This is a genomic window from Bradyrhizobium sp. CCBAU 51745 (assembly GCF_028128715.1).
Lineage (GTDB): Bacteria > Pseudomonadota > Alphaproteobacteria > Rhizobiales > Xanthobacteraceae > Bradyrhizobium > Bradyrhizobium manausense.
The window spans coordinates 673,624-687,967 of record NZ_LBJP01000093.1 but is presented as its reverse complement, the minus strand read 5'-3'; the positions used below and the strand labels follow the sequence as shown (position 1 = coordinate 687,967).

Sequence of the window (14,344 nt, the reverse complement as noted above, 5' to 3'; positions counted from 1 at the left end):
ACACACACGGGGTCGTTCCGGCCCCCCCGCGCGCAATTGCGCGCTAGGCCGGGACGACAGCCGAGAACTTGGAGAGAGTTATGACACACAACATCCACAACCTCACCCGCTCCACCGACGACGTCGTCATCGTCGGCGGTGGCCTCGCCGGATTGTTCTGCGCGTTAAAACTCGCGCCGCGGCCGGTGACGCTGATCTCGGCGGCGCCGCTCGGACAAGGGGCATCGTCCGCATGGGCGCAAGGCGGCATCGCAGCTGCCGTCGCGGGCGGCGATACTCCCGAAGCGCATGCTGCGGATACGGTCGCGGTCGGCGGCGGCATCGTCGATGAAACGGTCGCGCTCGGCATCGCGCGCGAGGCCGGCTTGCGGATACACGATCTGCTCGCCTATGGCGTGCCGTTCGACCGCGATCTCGAAGGCCGGCTTGCGGTGGGACGCGAGGCCGCGCATTCGGCGCGGCGGATCGTGCACGTGCGCGGCGACGGCGCGGGCGCAGCGATCATCGCGGCACTGAGCGAAGCCGTGCGCCGCACGCCGTCGATCCGCCTGATCGAAGGTTTTGTCGCCGAAGCGCTGCTCACCGAGGATGGCGCCGTCACCGGCCTTCAATTGCGCGAGGCGGGCAACTTTGCGGCAAGGCCCGTGATGATGGCCTCGCGCGCGGTCGTGCTCGCGACCGGCGGCATCGGCCATCTCTATGCCGTCACCACCAATCCGGCCGAGGCCAGTGGATCGGGCCTTGCGATCGCGGCGCGCGCCGGCGCCGTGATCGCCGATCCGGAATTCGTGCAATTCCACCCGACGGCGATCATGGTTGGCCGGGACCCGGCACCGCTCGCGACCGAGGCGCTGCGCGGCGAAGGCGCGACCTTGATCAACAGCGAGGGCGACCGCTTCATGCTCGCGCAGCATCCTCTCGCCGAACTCGCGCCGCGCGACATCGTGGCCCGCGGCGTGTTTGCCGAGATCGCGGCGGGGCGCGGCGCCTTCCTCGATGCGCGGCAAGCGCTGGGCCCCCGCTTCGCCGACAAATTCCCGACGGTGCATGCAAGCTGCATCGCCGCCGGCATCGATCCGGCAACGCAAGTCATCCCGATCGCGCCGGCCGTGCACTATCACATGGGCGGCGTCGCGGTCGATGCACGCGGCCGTAGCTCGATCGACGGGCTCTGGGCCGGCGGCGAAGTCTCGTCCACCGGCATGCATGGCGCCAACCGGCTTGCGTCGAATTCGCTGCTGGAGGCCGCGGTCTATGCCGCGCGCATCGCCGACGACATCGCCGGCCGGGCGATCCCCTCACCTGCCCGCCTCCCCGAAGCACCGGTGACGCCACGCGGCGGCGCGCCGGATGCAAGCGCCGTGAAGCGGTTGCGCGCGATGATGACCACGCATGTCGGTGTGATCCGCGAAGGCGACGGGCTGGCAGAAGCTGTCCGCAGTTTTGCCGGGCTCGAGCGCTCGGCAACAAGCATCGCAGTCCGCCACATGGCGACAGCGGCCCTGCTCGTGGCGTCCGCGGCCTGGAGCCGGCGCGAGAGTCGCGGCGCGCATTTCCGCTCCGACCATCCCGAGGAGGCGCCCGCGCTGGCGCAGAGAACGATGATGACACTCGCCCAAGCGCATGAGGTCGCGGACGGGCTGAGTGCGCAATCAACGCCGCGCATCGCGCAATCCATGATCGCCTGACGGAGTTTGTCATGATCACCCCAACCTCCCTGCTCCATCCCGACGCCTTCCTGTCTCCGCTCGCCATCGATGACGCCGTGCATCGCGCACTCGACGAGGATCTCGGCCGCGCCGGCGACATCACTTCGTTCGCGACGATCCCGGAAGCGACCAAGGCGCAGGCCGTGCTGGTTGCACGCCAGTCCGGTGTCATCGCCGGCCTGCCGCTGGCGCTGGCGACGCTGCAAAAGCTCTCGACCGACATTGAGGTCCGCGCGCATATCCGCGACGCCGCGCGCGTCGCGCGCGGGCAGCAGGTGTTGACGATCTCCGGCCCGGCGCGCGCGGTTCTCACCGCGGAACGGACTGCACTGAACTTCGTCGGCCGCCTGTCCGGCGTCGCGACGCTCACGGCCGACTACGTCGCGCGGGCCGAGGGCACGAAAATGCGCATCTGCTGCACGCGAAAGACCACGCCCGGATTGCGGGCGCTGGAGAAATACGCGGTGCGTTGCGGCGGCGGCTTCAACCACCGTTACGGCCTGGACGATGCCATCCTGATCAAGGACAACCACATCGCTGTTGCCGGCGGCATCCGGCCGGTGCTGGAGCGCGCTCGTGCGCGTGCCGGCCATCTCGTCAAGATCGAGATCGAGGTGGATACGCTCGCACAGCTGCGCGACGTGCTCGCCACTGATCTGGCCGATGCGGTGCTGCTCGACAACATGGACATCGCGACGCTGCGCGAGGCTGTGCGAATGACGGAAGGCCGGCTGGAGCTGGAAGCCTCGGGCGGTGTCACGCTGGACTCGATTGCGGCGATCGCGGCGACCGGTGTCGACTACGCCTCGTCAGGCGCCCTGACGCATTCGGCGCCGAATTTCGACTGCGCGCTGGATATCGAGATGTGAGGACGGCGCACCCAAAGCTTCCGCAACGTCATGGCCGGGCTTGTCCCGGCCATCCACGCCTTTCCCGCGGTACGAAGAACGTGGATGCCCGGGCCTTCGCCGCGCCGAAGCGGCTACGGCCGCGCAGGCGGGACAAGCCCGGGCGTGACGACCGCTTCTGACGACAACTACCTTCGCTCGGTGACGCCCATCTCGGCGGAGCTCTTGGCCGCCAGCGCGAGCTCGGCCGAGAGCGCGGCGGTCTGCGCCGGCGTGCCCCAGCTCGGCTCCTCAGCTCCATCGCCCCAATTGCGCGGCCGATAGAAAGTGTGCACGCCGGTCTTGTACATCTTCTTCATCTCGGCGACCCAGGACGGACGCACCCAATAGGCGTGGTAATGCGTCGATTTGCCCACTTCAGGCAGCCAGATCTGGCCGTCGAGCATGGCCTTCGAAATCTTCTTGGCGCGCTCCCACATCTCGGGCTCGCGGATCACATCGGGATTGTTGTCGCAGGCAAAAGTGAACTGGCAGGCGAAGTGGCGGTACTTGTTCTGATAGACCACGCCGCACACCGTATCGGGATATTTGCCCGAGAATACGCGGTTCATCACCACTTGCGCGACCGCGATCTGGCCGCGCACGGCCTCCCCGCGGGATTCGAAATAAACGGCTTCGGCGAGGCACTTCTCCGACTTCGCGCGTGATTTCTCGTCGAGCGCCAGCCGCTCGGCCGGAGATTTGGCGCGCTGGTTGTCGGCGTTGACCTCACCCTTCGGCGCGATGCTCTCGCCGCTCTCGGTGATGCTGGCGGCGTCCTCGTTCGGCGGCGACAGCGAGGCCAGCTTCATATCGGGGTCAGGCATCACGATCAGCGGCTCGGCGCCGGGCTGCCAGCTTTCGATGCTCTCGAGGTTACCGCCCAACGAGGAGCTGCCGAAGAACAGGTTCGAGGTCTTGACGCTGAAGGGGTCGCGCGGCGGAGCTGCTGATGTCGCCTGCTTCAGCGTGTTGAGCGGCTGCGCCGCGAAGGACAGCGCGTTGTCATCGGCCTTCGGCGGATTTGTATATTGAGCCAACGGCGGCGCACGCATCGCCTCCTGAAGCTCGGGATCGAGCGCGGCCGCTGACTCCGGCGACATCGCCTGCGGCTGCACGGCTGGCAGCTCGGCGGTTTTGGCGCCGAACACGGAACTGTTCGAGGTCGCGGGATCCTGCTGCGCGGGCGTCACGGCCGGAGCAGCCGGCTGAGGTACTGGCGCAGGTGTCACGATGGCGAGACGATCGCCTTTCAGCGCGCGATCAACCTTGGGAAAGTCGGAGGCCTGGTAACGCGCCGGCGCCTGCAGCACCGGATTGCGCGAAATGGAACCGGTGACATCGCGGCCGTCGAGGCTGGCGAGACGAACCATCGCGCTCTGCGGCGCCGACGTGCCGATCGGGGGCGAGAAACTGTAAGTGGCAAGCTGAATGGAGGAGGCCGCAGAGAACACCTGCTTCTGCCAGCGCTCGGCGACGCCGGGCTGACGCGCCAGCAGCGAGCCTATGTCCTGATATCCGATCTCTCTCGGCATCAATGCGAAGATGCAGAGACCGAGTCCGAAGGATGCGAACCGCGCACCCTTCGGATGGTTACGCAACACTGACATCGATACGCTCACGCTACGCTTACGCCCGTCCTGATCGAACTCAGTACATCCGTGCAATTCGATCCTTATCGTGAGTATCTAATTTAGGTTGCCGGGGCGTTAATCCGCGTTGCGCGCGAAACACACGCAAGCGATGTCAGGTGTTTTCACGGGGCGATGCGATGTGCTGGTAAAGGCCGCGTCGCGAGAAGCGGTAAACAATCGGTCAACGCGAATGGTGAAGGAACTCTTGCGCACGCGTATCATTTCGGGACGCGCCTGGTTCCTCCTTCGCTGTCATTGCGAGCGCAGCGAAGCAATCCAGACTGTCTCCGCTGAAAGACTCTGGATTGCTTCGTCGCAAGGGCTCCTCGCAATGACGAGTCGAGAGGGCGTCGCCCCAAATGAAAAGAGGCGGAGCAAGCTCCGCCTCTTTCGCATCACGTATGTTGCTTCGCCTTACGCCTGGCTCGCAATCGCCTTGCCGAGCGCGGCCTGGGCCGCCGCGAGCCGCGCGATCGGCACGCGATACGGCGAGCAGGACACGTAGTCGAGACCGACATTGTGGCAGAAGGCGACGGAGGCGGGATCGCCGCCGTGCTCGCCGCAGATGCCCACCTTGAGCTTCGCCCGCGTCTTGCGGCCGCGCGTGACGCCGATCTTGACGAGCTCGCCGACGCCTTGCTGGTCGAGCGAGATGAAGGGATCGATCGAAAGGATGCCCTTGGCGACGTAGGGACCGAGGAAGCTCGCCGCGTCGTCGCGGCTGATGCCGTAGGTCGTCTGCGTCAGGTCGTTGGTGCCAAACGAGAAGAACTCGGCGCTTTCGGCGATCTCTTCCGCGAGCAGACAGGCGCGCGGCAGCTCGATCATGGTGCCGACCTGATAGCCGATCTTGGTATTGGTCTCACGCATGACCGACTTCGCGGTGGCATCGATGCGGGCCTTGACCAGGTCGAGTTCGGCCTTGGTCGCGATCAGCGGCACCATCACCTCGAGGCCGACGGCCTTGCCGGTGCGCTTCTCGGCCTCGACCGCCGCCTCGAAGATCGCGCGGGCCTGCATCTCGGCGATCTCAGGATAGGCGATCGCGATGCGGCAGCCGCGGAACCCGAGCATCGGATTGAACTCCGACAGCTCGCGCGCACGGTCGGCCAGACGCCGCGGATCGGTGTTCATGGCACGCGCCACTTCCTCGACCTCGGCATGGGTGTGCGGCAGGAATTCGTGCAGCGGCGGGTCCAGCAGACGGATCGTGACGGGCAGGCCCTTCATGATCTCGAACAGCTCGACGAAGTCGGCGCGCTGCATCGGCAACAGCTTTGCCAGCGCGGCCCGGCGCGACTGCTCGTCCTCGGAGAGGATCATCTCGCGCACGGTGCGGATGCGGGTCTCCTCGAAGAACATGTGCTCGGTGCGGCAGAGGCCGATGCCTTCGGCGCCGAACTTGATCGCGGTGCGGGCATCGTCGGGCGTGTCGCCGTTGACGCGGACGCCGATCTTGCGGACCTGGTCGGCCCAGTTCATCAGCGTGCCGAACTCGCCAGACAGTTCCGGCTCGATCATCGGCATGCGGCCGGCCAGCACCTGGCCAAGCGAGCCGTCGATGGTGATGACGTCACCGGCCTTGAAGGTGCGCGAGCCGATGCTCATGGTGCCGCGGCCGTAATCGACGCGGATGGTGCCGCAGCCGGAGACACAGGGCTTGCCCATGCCGCGCGCGACGACCGCCGCGTGCGAGGTCATGCCGCCGCGCGTGGTCAAGATGCCTTCGGCGGCGTGCATGCCGTGGATATCTTCCGGGCTGGTCTCGATACGGACCAGAATGACCTTGCGCCCGTCGCCCTGGAGCTTGGCCGCTTCATCCGACGAGAACACGATCTCGCCGGAGGCAGCCCCTGGCGAAGCCGGCAGGCCGGTCGCGATCACGTCGCGCTTGGCGTTGGGATCGATGGTCGGATGCAGGAGCTGGTCGAGCGAGGCGGGATCGATCCGCGTCACCGCTTCCTTCTTTGTGATCAGGCCCTCATTGGCAAGCTCGACCGCGATGCGGAGCGCAGCCTTCGCCGTGCGCTTGCCGCTGCGGGTCTGCAGCATCCACAGCTTGCCCTGCTCGACCGTGAACTCCATGTCCTGCATGTCACGGTAGTGCTTCTCGAGCAGCGTGTAGATCCGCGTCAGCTCCTTGAAGGCCTCAGGCATCGCCGCTTCCATCGACGCCTTGTCGGAACCTGACTCTTTGCGCGCTTCCTCGGTGATGTCCTGCGGCGTGCGGATGCCCGCCACCACGTCCTCGCCTTGCGCGTTGATCAGGAACTCGCCGTAGAGCTTGCTCTCGCCGGTCGAGGGATTGCGGGTGAAGGCAACGCCGGTTGCCGAGGTCTCGCCCATGTTGCCGAACACCATGGCCTGCACATTGACCGCGGTGCCCCACGACTCAGGGATATCGTGCAGCTTGCGGTAGGTCACCGCGCGCGCATTCATCCAGGACGAAAACACCGCGCCGACCGCGCCCCAGAGCTGGTCATGCGGATCCTGCGGAAAGTCCTTGCCGGTCTCGCGCGCGACCGCGTCCTTGTACTTGCCGACCAGCTCGACCCAGTCCTCAGCGGTGAGGTCGGTGTCGAGCGTATAGCCCTGGCTGTCCTTGAAGGTGTCGAGGATTTCCTCGAAGTGATGATGCTCGAAGCCGAGCACCACGTCGGAATACATGGTGATGAAGCGGCGATAGCTGTCGTAGGCGAAGCGACGGTCGCCGGAGAGCTCCGCCAGCGCTTCGACCGTCTGGTCGTTGAGGCCGAGATTGAGCACGGTGTCCATCATGCCCGGCATCGAGGCGCGCGCGCCTGAACGTACGGAGACCAGCAGCGGGTTCTTGGTGTCGCCGAACACCTTGCCCGTCAACTTGCCGACATAGTCGAGCGCCTTCTCGACCTGCGACTGCAACTCCTTCGGATAGGTTTTGCCGTGGGCGTAGAAATAGGTGCAGACCGAGGTCGGGATGGTGAAGCCCGGAGGCACCGGCAGGCCGAGATTGGCCATCTCGGCGAGGTTCGCGCCCTTGCCACCGAGCAGGTCGCGCATCTCCGTCCGGCCTTCGGCCTTGCCGTCGCCGAAGGTGAAGACCCATTTGTTGGCCGGGATCTTTGCCGGCGCGCTTTTGGCCGCCCTGGCCGCAGCCTTAGCGGCCGGCTTGGCCGCGGCCTTGGCGGCAACCTTGGCGACCGGCTTCGGGGCGCTCTTCACAGAACTCTTGGGGAGCGCCTTGCGGGCCGCCGGCGCGGCTTTCGCCTTGACGGAAGGCTTTGATTTCGCTGGCAGTTTCTTAGGCTTCGAGGCGGCTTTGGCCATAGCTTGCACACAACCTTCGAGAGGAATGGGAAATCGCGCGCCTTACACCACTTTGAGCAGGCCCGCGCAAGTCGAAGAGTTCCGGAAAATGAAGGCCTAGAGATGGAGCCATTTCAGCAAACCGAGCCCGATCGCACCATTGAGGATGAGAAAAATCGCCACGATGAAGTTGAGCAGGCGCGGCATGACCAGGATGAGAACGCCCGCAAGCAGCGACAGGAGCGGCGAGATGTGGGCGACGGTGAGGTGCATGAATTATCTTTCCGTGGGGTGAGGCGAATCGCGGCGGATCATAGCGGACCCGGTTTCGTCCGTAGAGACGCGGAGGGGTCGATACGGGTTCCCGGCTTCGCAAAAACTGCCCGAAATTGCCGCGGATGCGGCAGGCTTTTTCCGGAACATCGCGCGCGGCGCAGCATTGGCAAGCGGTCGCCAATTCGAAGGAGTTGCCCATGCGAAACAGGATTCTCGCCCTCGCAGTGCTTGGCGCTGCGCTCAGCGCACCCATCGCGGCGCAGGCGCAAACCGGAATCACAGTGGGACGCGCACCCGTGGCGGTTGAGGAAAGCCCGACGATTGCGGTCGAGCAACGGCCGGCGTTCCGTGACTATGTCGTCGAGCAACGTGTGCCAGCCTTCCATATTCCCGATCGCGTCGTGGTCGGTGCCACCTTACCCGAAACCGGCATCACTTATTATGACGTGCCGCAACGTTTCGGCGCGACGACGTATCGCTACACCGTCGTGAACGGCGAGACCGTGCTGGTCGAGCCGCGCTCGCGGCGCATCGTCGAGGTGATGGACTAGGAATTTTGCTGTTCAACTAGATGTCCGGCGCGCCACATCAATCAGGCTGGCGCGAGCAGTGTAATCGGACATCAGGCCCCGCCCGGTCTTCCCCCCGCCGGGCGGGGCATTTTTCTGTCCCGTCATTTCGGGGCGCGCCACTTGGCGCGAGCTCGGAATCCATTCTCGACGTCACGTGCGGGACGTCACGTGCGGCACGATGGATTCCGGGCTCGCGCTACGCGCGCCGTCATTGTGGCGCGCCTCAATCCTGGATCTTCGAGAAATCCGCCACTGCGCGCGTGGCGCTGCGGATCTCGTTCAGCAGTTTTAGCCGGTTCTCGCGGACCTTCGGATCGTCGTCGTTGACGCGCACCTTGTCGAAGAACGCATCGACCGGTGGGCGAAGCTTCGCCATCGCGCGCATCGCGGCGGCAAAGTCCTCCTTGGCGACGGCGGCACTTGCTTCCGTCGTCACCTCGCCGATCGCCTTCGCAAGCGCCTTCTCCTCTGCGAGGCTGTAGAGCGCAGCATCCGGCGCGCCGTGGAAGGTGCGCTTGTCCTTCTTCTCCTCGATCGAAAGGATGTTGCTGGCGCGCTTGGTGCCGGCGAGCAGGTTCTTGCCGTCGTCGGTGTCGAGGAATTTGCCGAGCGCATCGACGCGGCGAACGATCATCAAGAGATCATCCTGGCCGCCGAGCGCGAACACGGCGTCGACGAGATCGTGACGCGCGCCCTGCTCACGGAGCTGGACCTTCAGGCGATCGGCGAAGAAGGCGAGCAGATCGCTCGGGAGCTTCTCCGCATCGGCGGGCTTCACCGACAAGCCCGCGAGCGCGGCCGCTGCCACCTTCAGCAGCGACAGGCGCAGCGCGTTCTCGGCGATCAACCTGATAACACCCAGCGCCGCTCTCCGCAGCGCATAGGGGTCCTTCGATCCCGTCGGCCTCTCATCGATCGCCCAGAAGCCGACCAGCGTATCGAGCTTGTCAGCGAGCGCGACTGCGATACTGACCGGATCCGTCGGCACGCGATCGGCCGGCCCTTGTGGCTTGTAGTGCTCCTCGCAGGCCGCCGCGACCGAGGCATCCTCGCCCTGCGCCAGCGCATAATACTTGCCCATCAGGCCCTGCACCTCGGGGAATTCGCCGACGACTTCCGTCAGCAGATCCGCCTTCGCCAAATGCGCCGCACGCGTGGCCTTGGCAACATCGGCGCCGACCAGCGGCGCGATCTCGGCGGCGAGGCGCTCGAGGCGCTTGATGCGCTCCGCCTGCGTCCCGAGCTTCTCGTGGAACACGATCTGCTCGAATTTCGGCAGCCGATCCTCGAGCTTGGTCCTCAGGTCGGTCTCGTAGAAGAACTTCGCATCGCTCAGCCGCGCGCGGATCACGCGCTCGTTGCCTGATACGATGACCTTGCCGCCGTCGATGGCCTCGATATTCGCGGTGAGGATGAACTTGTTGGTCAGCCTCCCGGTCTTGGGATCCCTAACCACGAAGCATTTCTGGTTGTTGCGGATGGTGGCGCGGATCACCTCGTCGGGCGTCTTCAGGAACTCCGGCTCGAACGAGCCCATCAGCACGACCGGCCATTCGACCAGGCCCGAAACCTCGTCGAGCAGGGTCTGGTCCTCGACCAGTTCGAAGCCTTGGGCGAAGGCAAGCTGCTTGGCGTCGGTGAGGATCGCGTCCTTGCGCCTGTCGGGGTCGAGCACGACCTTCGCATCGAGGAGCTTGGCTTCGTAGTCCTCGAAGCGGCGAACGGAAATAGCGGACGGCGCGAGGAAGCGATGGCCATAGGTGGTCTGGCCGGCCTCGATGCCGTCGATGGAAAACTTCACGACATCGGGTTCTTCGGTCTCCAGGCCAAAGGTGGCGGTGATCGCGTGCAGCGGACGCACCCAGCTCAGCGAGCCCGGCTTGGCCGAGCGCGCGCCCCAGCGCATCGATTTCGGCCAGGGGAAGGTTCTGATGATGACGGGCAGGATTTCCGCGAGCACGTCGATGGCGTCGCGGCCGGGCTTCTCGATCAGTCCGATGTAGAAATCGCCCTTGGGGTCGCGCTGGATCTTGGCTTCGTCCAGCGATTTCAGGCCGGTCGCCTTCAAAAAGCCCTGCACGGCCGCATCGGGCGCGCCGACTTTCGGGCCGCGGCGCTCGGTCTTCAGGTCAGGCTGGCGCGCGGGGATGCCGTGCACGGTGAGCGCAAGCCGGCGCGGCGTCGCGAAAGCTTTCGCGCCCTCGTAGACCAGGCCTTCGGCGACGAGCTTGTCGGTGACCAGACGGCGCAGGTCGTCGGCCGCCTTGGCCTGCATGCGCGCGGGGATCTCTTCCGAGAACAGTTCAAGCAAAAGATCGGGCATCAGGCCGCTCCACCGGCTTCGGTGTGCACCCAGGCTTCGCCGCAGGCTTTCGCCAGCTCGCGCACCCGGAAGATGTAGCTCTGTCGCTCCGTCACCGAAATCACACCACGCGCGTCGAGCAGGTTGAAGACATGGCTCGCCTTGATGCACTGGTCATAGGCCGGCAGCGCCATCAGATGCGCCTCGCGCTTGCCGGACTCCGAGTTTTTTTGCCAGCCGGCGTCGAGGTACTTCCGGCACGCCGCCTCGGCCATCTTGAACTGCTCGAACAGCATCGCGGTGTCGGCATGTTCGAAATTGTGCCGCGAATATTCCTGCTCGGCCTGGAAGAACACATCGCGATAGCTGACCTTCTCGGCGCCTTCGCGGCCATTGAAGTTCAGGTCCATGATGCTGTCGACGCCCTGCAGATAACAGGCGAGGCGTTCGAGACCGTAGGTCAGCTCGCCCGCGACCGGCGCGCATTCGACGCCCGCGACCTGCTGGAAATAGGTGAACTGGCTGACTTCCATGCCGTCGCACCAGCACTCCCAACCCAGGCCCCAGGCGCCCAGCGTCGGGCTCTCCCAATCGTCCTCGACGAAACGGATGTCGTGGATGGCGGAATCGATGCCGATGGCGGCGAGCGACTTCAGGTACAGCTCCTGAAGGTTCGGCGGCGACGGCTTGAGGATCACCTGGAACTGGTAATAGTGCTGGAGCCGGTTCGGGTTCTCGCCGTAACGGCCATCCTTGGGCCGGCGCGAGGGCTGCACATAGGCGGCATTCCACGGCCGCGGCCCGAGCGCGCGCAGGGTCGTCCCGGGATGGAAGGTGCCGGCGCCGACTTCCATGTCGTAGGGCTGCAGGATCACGCAGCCGTAATCCGCCCAATAGCGCTGCAGGGCCAGGATCAGGCCCTGGAACGAGCGGTCCGGGCGCATATGGGCGGGCAATGAGGCGTCCATCGTCAGATCAGGCTCTCGCGGGGGGTTTTGAATCGCGCGGGACCGTATCGACGGCGGGGATGGGAATCAAGGCAAAGGGAAGCGGATTCGGGCTTAACGACTGCCCTAGGAAAGGTGCCGTAGGGTGGGCAAAGGCGCGCTTGCGCCGTGCCCACCATCTTTCCCGGATTACGGCGCGGTGGTGGGCACGCTTCGCTTTGCCCACCCTACGTGGAAAAAGCTATCCCGGCCGATACGCCCCCGTCACGGGGTCACGCTTCAGTGTCTGGATATTCCCCATCTGGGCGGCTTCAGTGACGCGCGACAGGCGCATCTCCTCCAGCTCTTCGTTGATCCTGAGTGCGGTCTTGTAGGCCCAGCGGACCACGGCAAGCCCACCCAGGACGCCCGCGAATGCGACGAACGGCGGCATCGGTCGATCCTTGTGTCGTGCTCAGCCCCCACACGCATTCTCGCGCAGTCCGGGCTGCGCCGCAATTGGCTCAGCGCGGACCAAATGGCGCGGGGGAGCCGGACCTAGAACCCGAATTTCGCCCAAATCGCCCGGGTCTCGACCGCCGAGATCAGCTCGTCCGGCAGCCCGGCCATTGATTCCATGGCCGAAAGCTGGCCCGCGCCGGGCGATTTCCGCCCCAACAGGCCGGACAGAAGTCCGGTCGGCTGCGCGATCACGGGGGTGAGAACCTTCTCGCCATAGCGGGCACGAAGAGTTGAGCGGATATCGCCAATGCCGTCAGCGAGCCCGAGCGCGATCGACGTCTCGCCGGCCCAGTACTCGCCGGTGAACAGGGTGTCGTCCGCGCCCTTGAGTCTGGTGCCACGGCTCTCCTTCACCAGTGCGATGAAGATCTGGTGGATCTCGCGCTGGAGTGCCTTCAGCTTGGCGACGTCATCGGGGTTTTCGGGGAGAAATGGATCGAGCATCGCCTTGTGGGCGCCGGCCGTATAGAGACGCCGCTCGATGCCGAGCCGCTTGATCGCCTCCTGAAAACCAAAGCTGCCGCCGACCACGCCGATCGATCCCAGGATCGAGGACGGATCACAGAAGATCTCGTCGCCGGCGCAGGCGATCATGTAGCCGCCGGAAGCCGCGACGTCCTCGACGAACACCAGTACCGGCAGTTTCTTCTCCGCCGCGAGCTGCTTGATGCGCAGATAGATCTGGCGCGACTGCACCGGCGAGCCGCCGGGCGAATTGATCACAAGCGCGACCGCCTTGGCGTTCCGGTATGAAAACGCCCGCTCCAGCACCCGAGCGACGCCCGCCAGCGTCATGCCCGGACGCAGCGGCGTCACCGCGCCGATGACACCTGACAGCCGCACCACCGGCACGACCGCAGCACCGGGGCGGAAGCGCGCCGGCAGATATTGCAAGAGCTTGTCGGCCAGGCCGGAATTCTCGGGATCGTTCAATTGTTCGGCCATGCCGTCACCTCTGGTTAACCTTTATTTATCACGTGACTGTCATTGCTAGTGCCTGGAACGTGTTTTGCAGAATCCCGGTTGGGAAGCTGCAATGAGGCAGCGGAGGGAACGACATGAAGATTTATCTGCTGTTGATGCTGATGGGCGCGCTCTTTACGGCGATTCGCTTTACGTCCCAGCCGGAACAGCAGTCGGAATCGCTTCCCCAGTAAGCCGTCACGGCTCCACCAGCGGCAGGACCGCTCTCCCTTCCAGAATATTCCGCACCTCTTTTTTAGGCACGCGTGACTCATCATTGAGCATGAGGCCCGGCAGCAATCGCGTCGGCGCTCGGCCGCCCTTGACTGCGCGCACCAGGACGCGGATCGCAGGACGTCCCGCTTCGCCATGAACCGGCAGGATCGACAGGCTGCCGAAACCGCGTGACAGCGCTGCCAAGGCATCTGCGATTCCGTCAGCGCGCCAGATCAGGGTGAGCACACCGTTCGATCGAAGGATACGCCGCGCCGCATGCACCCAGGCATGCAGCGTCTCGTCGGTCGCGACATGCGCCGTGTGACGCGCCTGGTCCGGCGAGCCGCGGTGCCGCGCGGGATCGTTGAAGGGCGGGTTCATCAACACGCAATCGGCGCTGTCAGGCGTGAGCCCATGTGCTGCAAACGCCTGCGCGTCAGCAGTGACGTCGAGCACGATCACCTCAGCGGCAGTCTCGTTCGCGGCCGCATTGGCGCGCGCGAGCGCGGCGAGTTCCGGATCGATCTCGACGAGGCAAAGATCGATGCCGCCAACGCGCCGGGCCAGCGCGAGGCCAGCCGTACCGATGCCGGCACCGAGATCGACCACACGGTCGCCTTCACGGGCCCCCGTCGCAGCCGCAAGCAGAACGGCGTCATGCCCTGCCCGGTGGCCGGTCCGCTTCTGCTTGAGCAGCAGCTGGCCGCCGAGAAAGGCGTCCTCGGTGAGATCTGTGACGACGTCAATCATCGCCGCGCAGTTCGTGGCTGAGGCCGGCGTCGGTCAGCAATTGCCGGGCCTCGCTGGCATCGTCCTCATGGACCAGGATCCGCCTGGGCAGGACGCCAAGCGAGCCCTCTATGATGCTCATGTTCTGGTCCAGCACCAGATGATGGATGTTGGCGCCGTCGAGCAGCGCGCCGATCGCCGACACCAGCACGATATCGTTGGTCCGAACCAGTTCACGCAAGACGAGCCTCCTGGGCTGAAAGGGGTCAAAGCGGCAAATGTCAATGGTTCCACAGGCCTTGCCGCATCCCCGTCCAGTTTCT

12 protein-coding genes are annotated in these 14,344 nt (G+C 65.3%); 3 read left to right on the top strand and 9 right to left on the bottom strand.

The genetic code is table 11. The features are described from left to right. Nucleotides 1–80 precede the first annotated feature (80 nt). Nucleotides 81–1,688: an L-aspartate oxidase gene (locus XH98_RS39380; RefSeq protein ID WP_271621784.1), complete on the top strand. Its 1,608-nt coding sequence runs from the start codon at nucleotides 81–83 to the stop codon at nucleotides 1,686–1,688. An 11-nt stretch (nucleotides 1,689–1,699) separates the two neighbouring features. Beyond that, nucleotides 1,700–2,578 (top strand): carboxylating nicotinate-nucleotide diphosphorylase, encoded by an 879-nt coding sequence (nadC, locus tag XH98_RS39375; protein ID WP_271621783.1) that lies wholly within the window; start codon nucleotides 1,700–1,702, stop codon nucleotides 2,576–2,578. A 167-nt stretch (nucleotides 2,579–2,745) separates the two neighbouring features. Here nadC and XH98_RS39370 read toward each other — a convergent pair whose 3' ends face one another. The 3 genes from XH98_RS39370 to XH98_RS39360 form a co-directional block, all read right to left on the bottom strand. Next, entirely contained in the window at nucleotides 2,746–4,206 is a 1,461-nt protein-coding gene (locus XH98_RS39370) for a cell wall hydrolase (RefSeq protein WP_271599673.1), read from the bottom strand. Nucleotides 4,207–4,644: 438 nt separating this feature from the next. Next, nucleotides 4,645–7,536 carry a pyruvate, phosphate dikinase gene (gene ppdK / locus XH98_RS39365; protein ID WP_271599674.1) on the bottom strand — a complete coding sequence of 964 codons (2,892 nt, stop codon included), beginning with the start codon at nucleotides 7,534–7,536 and terminating at the stop codon, nucleotides 4,645–4,647. 96 nt (nucleotides 7,537–7,632) lie between these two features. Continuing rightward, nucleotides 7,633–7,788 carry a DUF3096 domain-containing protein gene (locus XH98_RS39360; RefSeq protein WP_083514732.1) on the bottom strand — a complete coding sequence of 52 codons (156 nt, stop codon included), beginning with the start codon at nucleotides 7,786–7,788 and terminating at the stop codon, nucleotides 7,633–7,635. 200 nt (nucleotides 7,789–7,988) lie between these two features. On the opposite strand from XH98_RS39360, the gene XH98_RS39355 reads away from it, so the two are divergent. Then, on the top strand, nucleotides 7,989–8,342 hold the full coding sequence (locus XH98_RS39355; RefSeq protein ID WP_271599675.1) for a DUF1236 domain-containing protein: 354 nt from the start codon (nucleotides 7,989–7,991) through the stop codon (nucleotides 8,340–8,342). Nucleotides 8,343–8,586: 244 nt separating this feature from the next. On the opposite strand, the gene glyS is transcribed toward XH98_RS39355, so the two are convergent. The 6 genes from glyS to XH98_RS39325 all read right to left on the bottom strand — a co-directional run bounded on the left by glyS (nucleotide 8,587) and on the right by XH98_RS39325 (nucleotide 14,262). Beyond that, on the bottom strand, nucleotides 8,587–10,686 hold the full coding sequence (gene glyS / locus XH98_RS39350; RefSeq protein ID WP_271599676.1) for a glycine--tRNA ligase subunit beta: 2,100 nt from the start codon (nucleotides 10,684–10,686) through the stop codon (nucleotides 8,587–8,589). Continuing rightward, nucleotides 10,686–11,633 (bottom strand): glycine--tRNA ligase subunit alpha, encoded by a 948-nt coding sequence (locus tag XH98_RS39345; protein ID WP_271599677.1) that lies wholly within the window; start codon nucleotides 11,631–11,633, stop codon nucleotides 10,686–10,688. Before XH98_RS39345 ends, glyS begins: the two co-directional genes overlap by 1 nt. Before the next feature lie 220 nt (nucleotides 11,634–11,853). Then, nucleotides 11,854–12,045 (bottom strand): hypothetical protein, encoded by a 192-nt coding sequence (locus tag XH98_RS39340; protein ID WP_057757179.1) that lies wholly within the window; start codon nucleotides 12,043–12,045, stop codon nucleotides 11,854–11,856. A gap of 104 nt (nucleotides 12,046–12,149) precedes the next feature. Beyond that, nucleotides 12,150–13,058, bottom strand: a complete 909-nt coding sequence (locus tag XH98_RS39335) for a S49 family peptidase (RefSeq protein ID WP_057757177.1) — start codon at nucleotides 13,056–13,058, stop codon at nucleotides 12,150–12,152. 216 nt (nucleotides 13,059–13,274) lie between these two features. After that, nucleotides 13,275–14,042 carry a tRNA1(Val) (adenine(37)-N6)-methyltransferase gene (locus tag XH98_RS39330; protein ID WP_271621782.1) on the bottom strand — a complete coding sequence of 256 codons (768 nt, stop codon included), beginning with the start codon at nucleotides 14,040–14,042 and terminating at the stop codon, nucleotides 13,275–13,277. After that, entirely contained in the window at nucleotides 14,035–14,262 is a 228-nt protein-coding gene (locus tag XH98_RS39325) for a putative signal transducing protein (protein WP_057757173.1), read from the bottom strand. The genes XH98_RS39330 and XH98_RS39325 overlap by 8 nt, the downstream gene beginning before the upstream one ends. Between the last annotated feature and the right edge of the window lie 82 nt (nucleotides 14,263–14,344).

What these genes read in the sequence shown, in the direction of transcription:
- glyS (WP_271599676.1), bottom strand. Translation starts at nt 10,686, where the DNA reads ATGCCCGATCTTTTGCTTGAACTGTTCTCGGAAGAGATCCCCGCGCGC.
- nadC (WP_271621783.1), top strand. Translation starts at nt 1,700, where the DNA reads ATGATCACCCCAACCTCCCTGCTCCATCCCGACGCCTTCCTGTCTCCG.
- XH98_RS39355 (WP_271599675.1), top strand. Translation starts at nt 7,989, where the DNA reads ATGCGAAACAGGATTCTCGCCCTCGCAGTGCTTGGCGCTGCGCTCAGC.
- XH98_RS39360 (WP_083514732.1), bottom strand. Translation starts at nt 7,788, where the DNA reads ATGCACCTCACCGTCGCCCACATCTCGCCGCTCCTGTCGCTGCTTGCG.
- XH98_RS39380 (WP_271621784.1), top strand. Translation starts at nt 81, where the DNA reads ATGACACACAACATCCACAACCTCACCCGCTCCACCGACGACGTCGTC.
- XH98_RS39345 (WP_271599677.1), bottom strand. Translation starts at nt 11,633, where the DNA reads ATGGACGCCTCATTGCCCGCCCATATGCGCCCGGACCGCTCGTTCCAG.
- XH98_RS39330 (WP_271621782.1), bottom strand. Translation starts at nt 14,042, where the DNA reads ATGATTGACGTCGTCACAGATCTCACCGAGGACGCCTTTCTCGGCGGC.
- XH98_RS39370 (WP_271599673.1), bottom strand. Translation starts at nt 4,206, where the DNA reads ATGTCAGTGTTGCGTAACCATCCGAAGGGTGCGCGGTTCGCATCCTTC.
- XH98_RS39335 (WP_057757177.1), bottom strand. Translation starts at nt 13,058, where the DNA reads ATGGCCGAACAATTGAACGATCCCGAGAATTCCGGCCTGGCCGACAAG.
- ppdK (WP_271599674.1), bottom strand. Translation starts at nt 7,536, where the DNA reads ATGGCCAAAGCCGCCTCGAAGCCTAAGAAACTGCCAGCGAAATCAAAG.
- XH98_RS39340 (WP_057757179.1), bottom strand. Translation starts at nt 12,045, where the DNA reads ATGCCGCCGTTCGTCGCATTCGCGGGCGTCCTGGGTGGGCTTGCCGTG.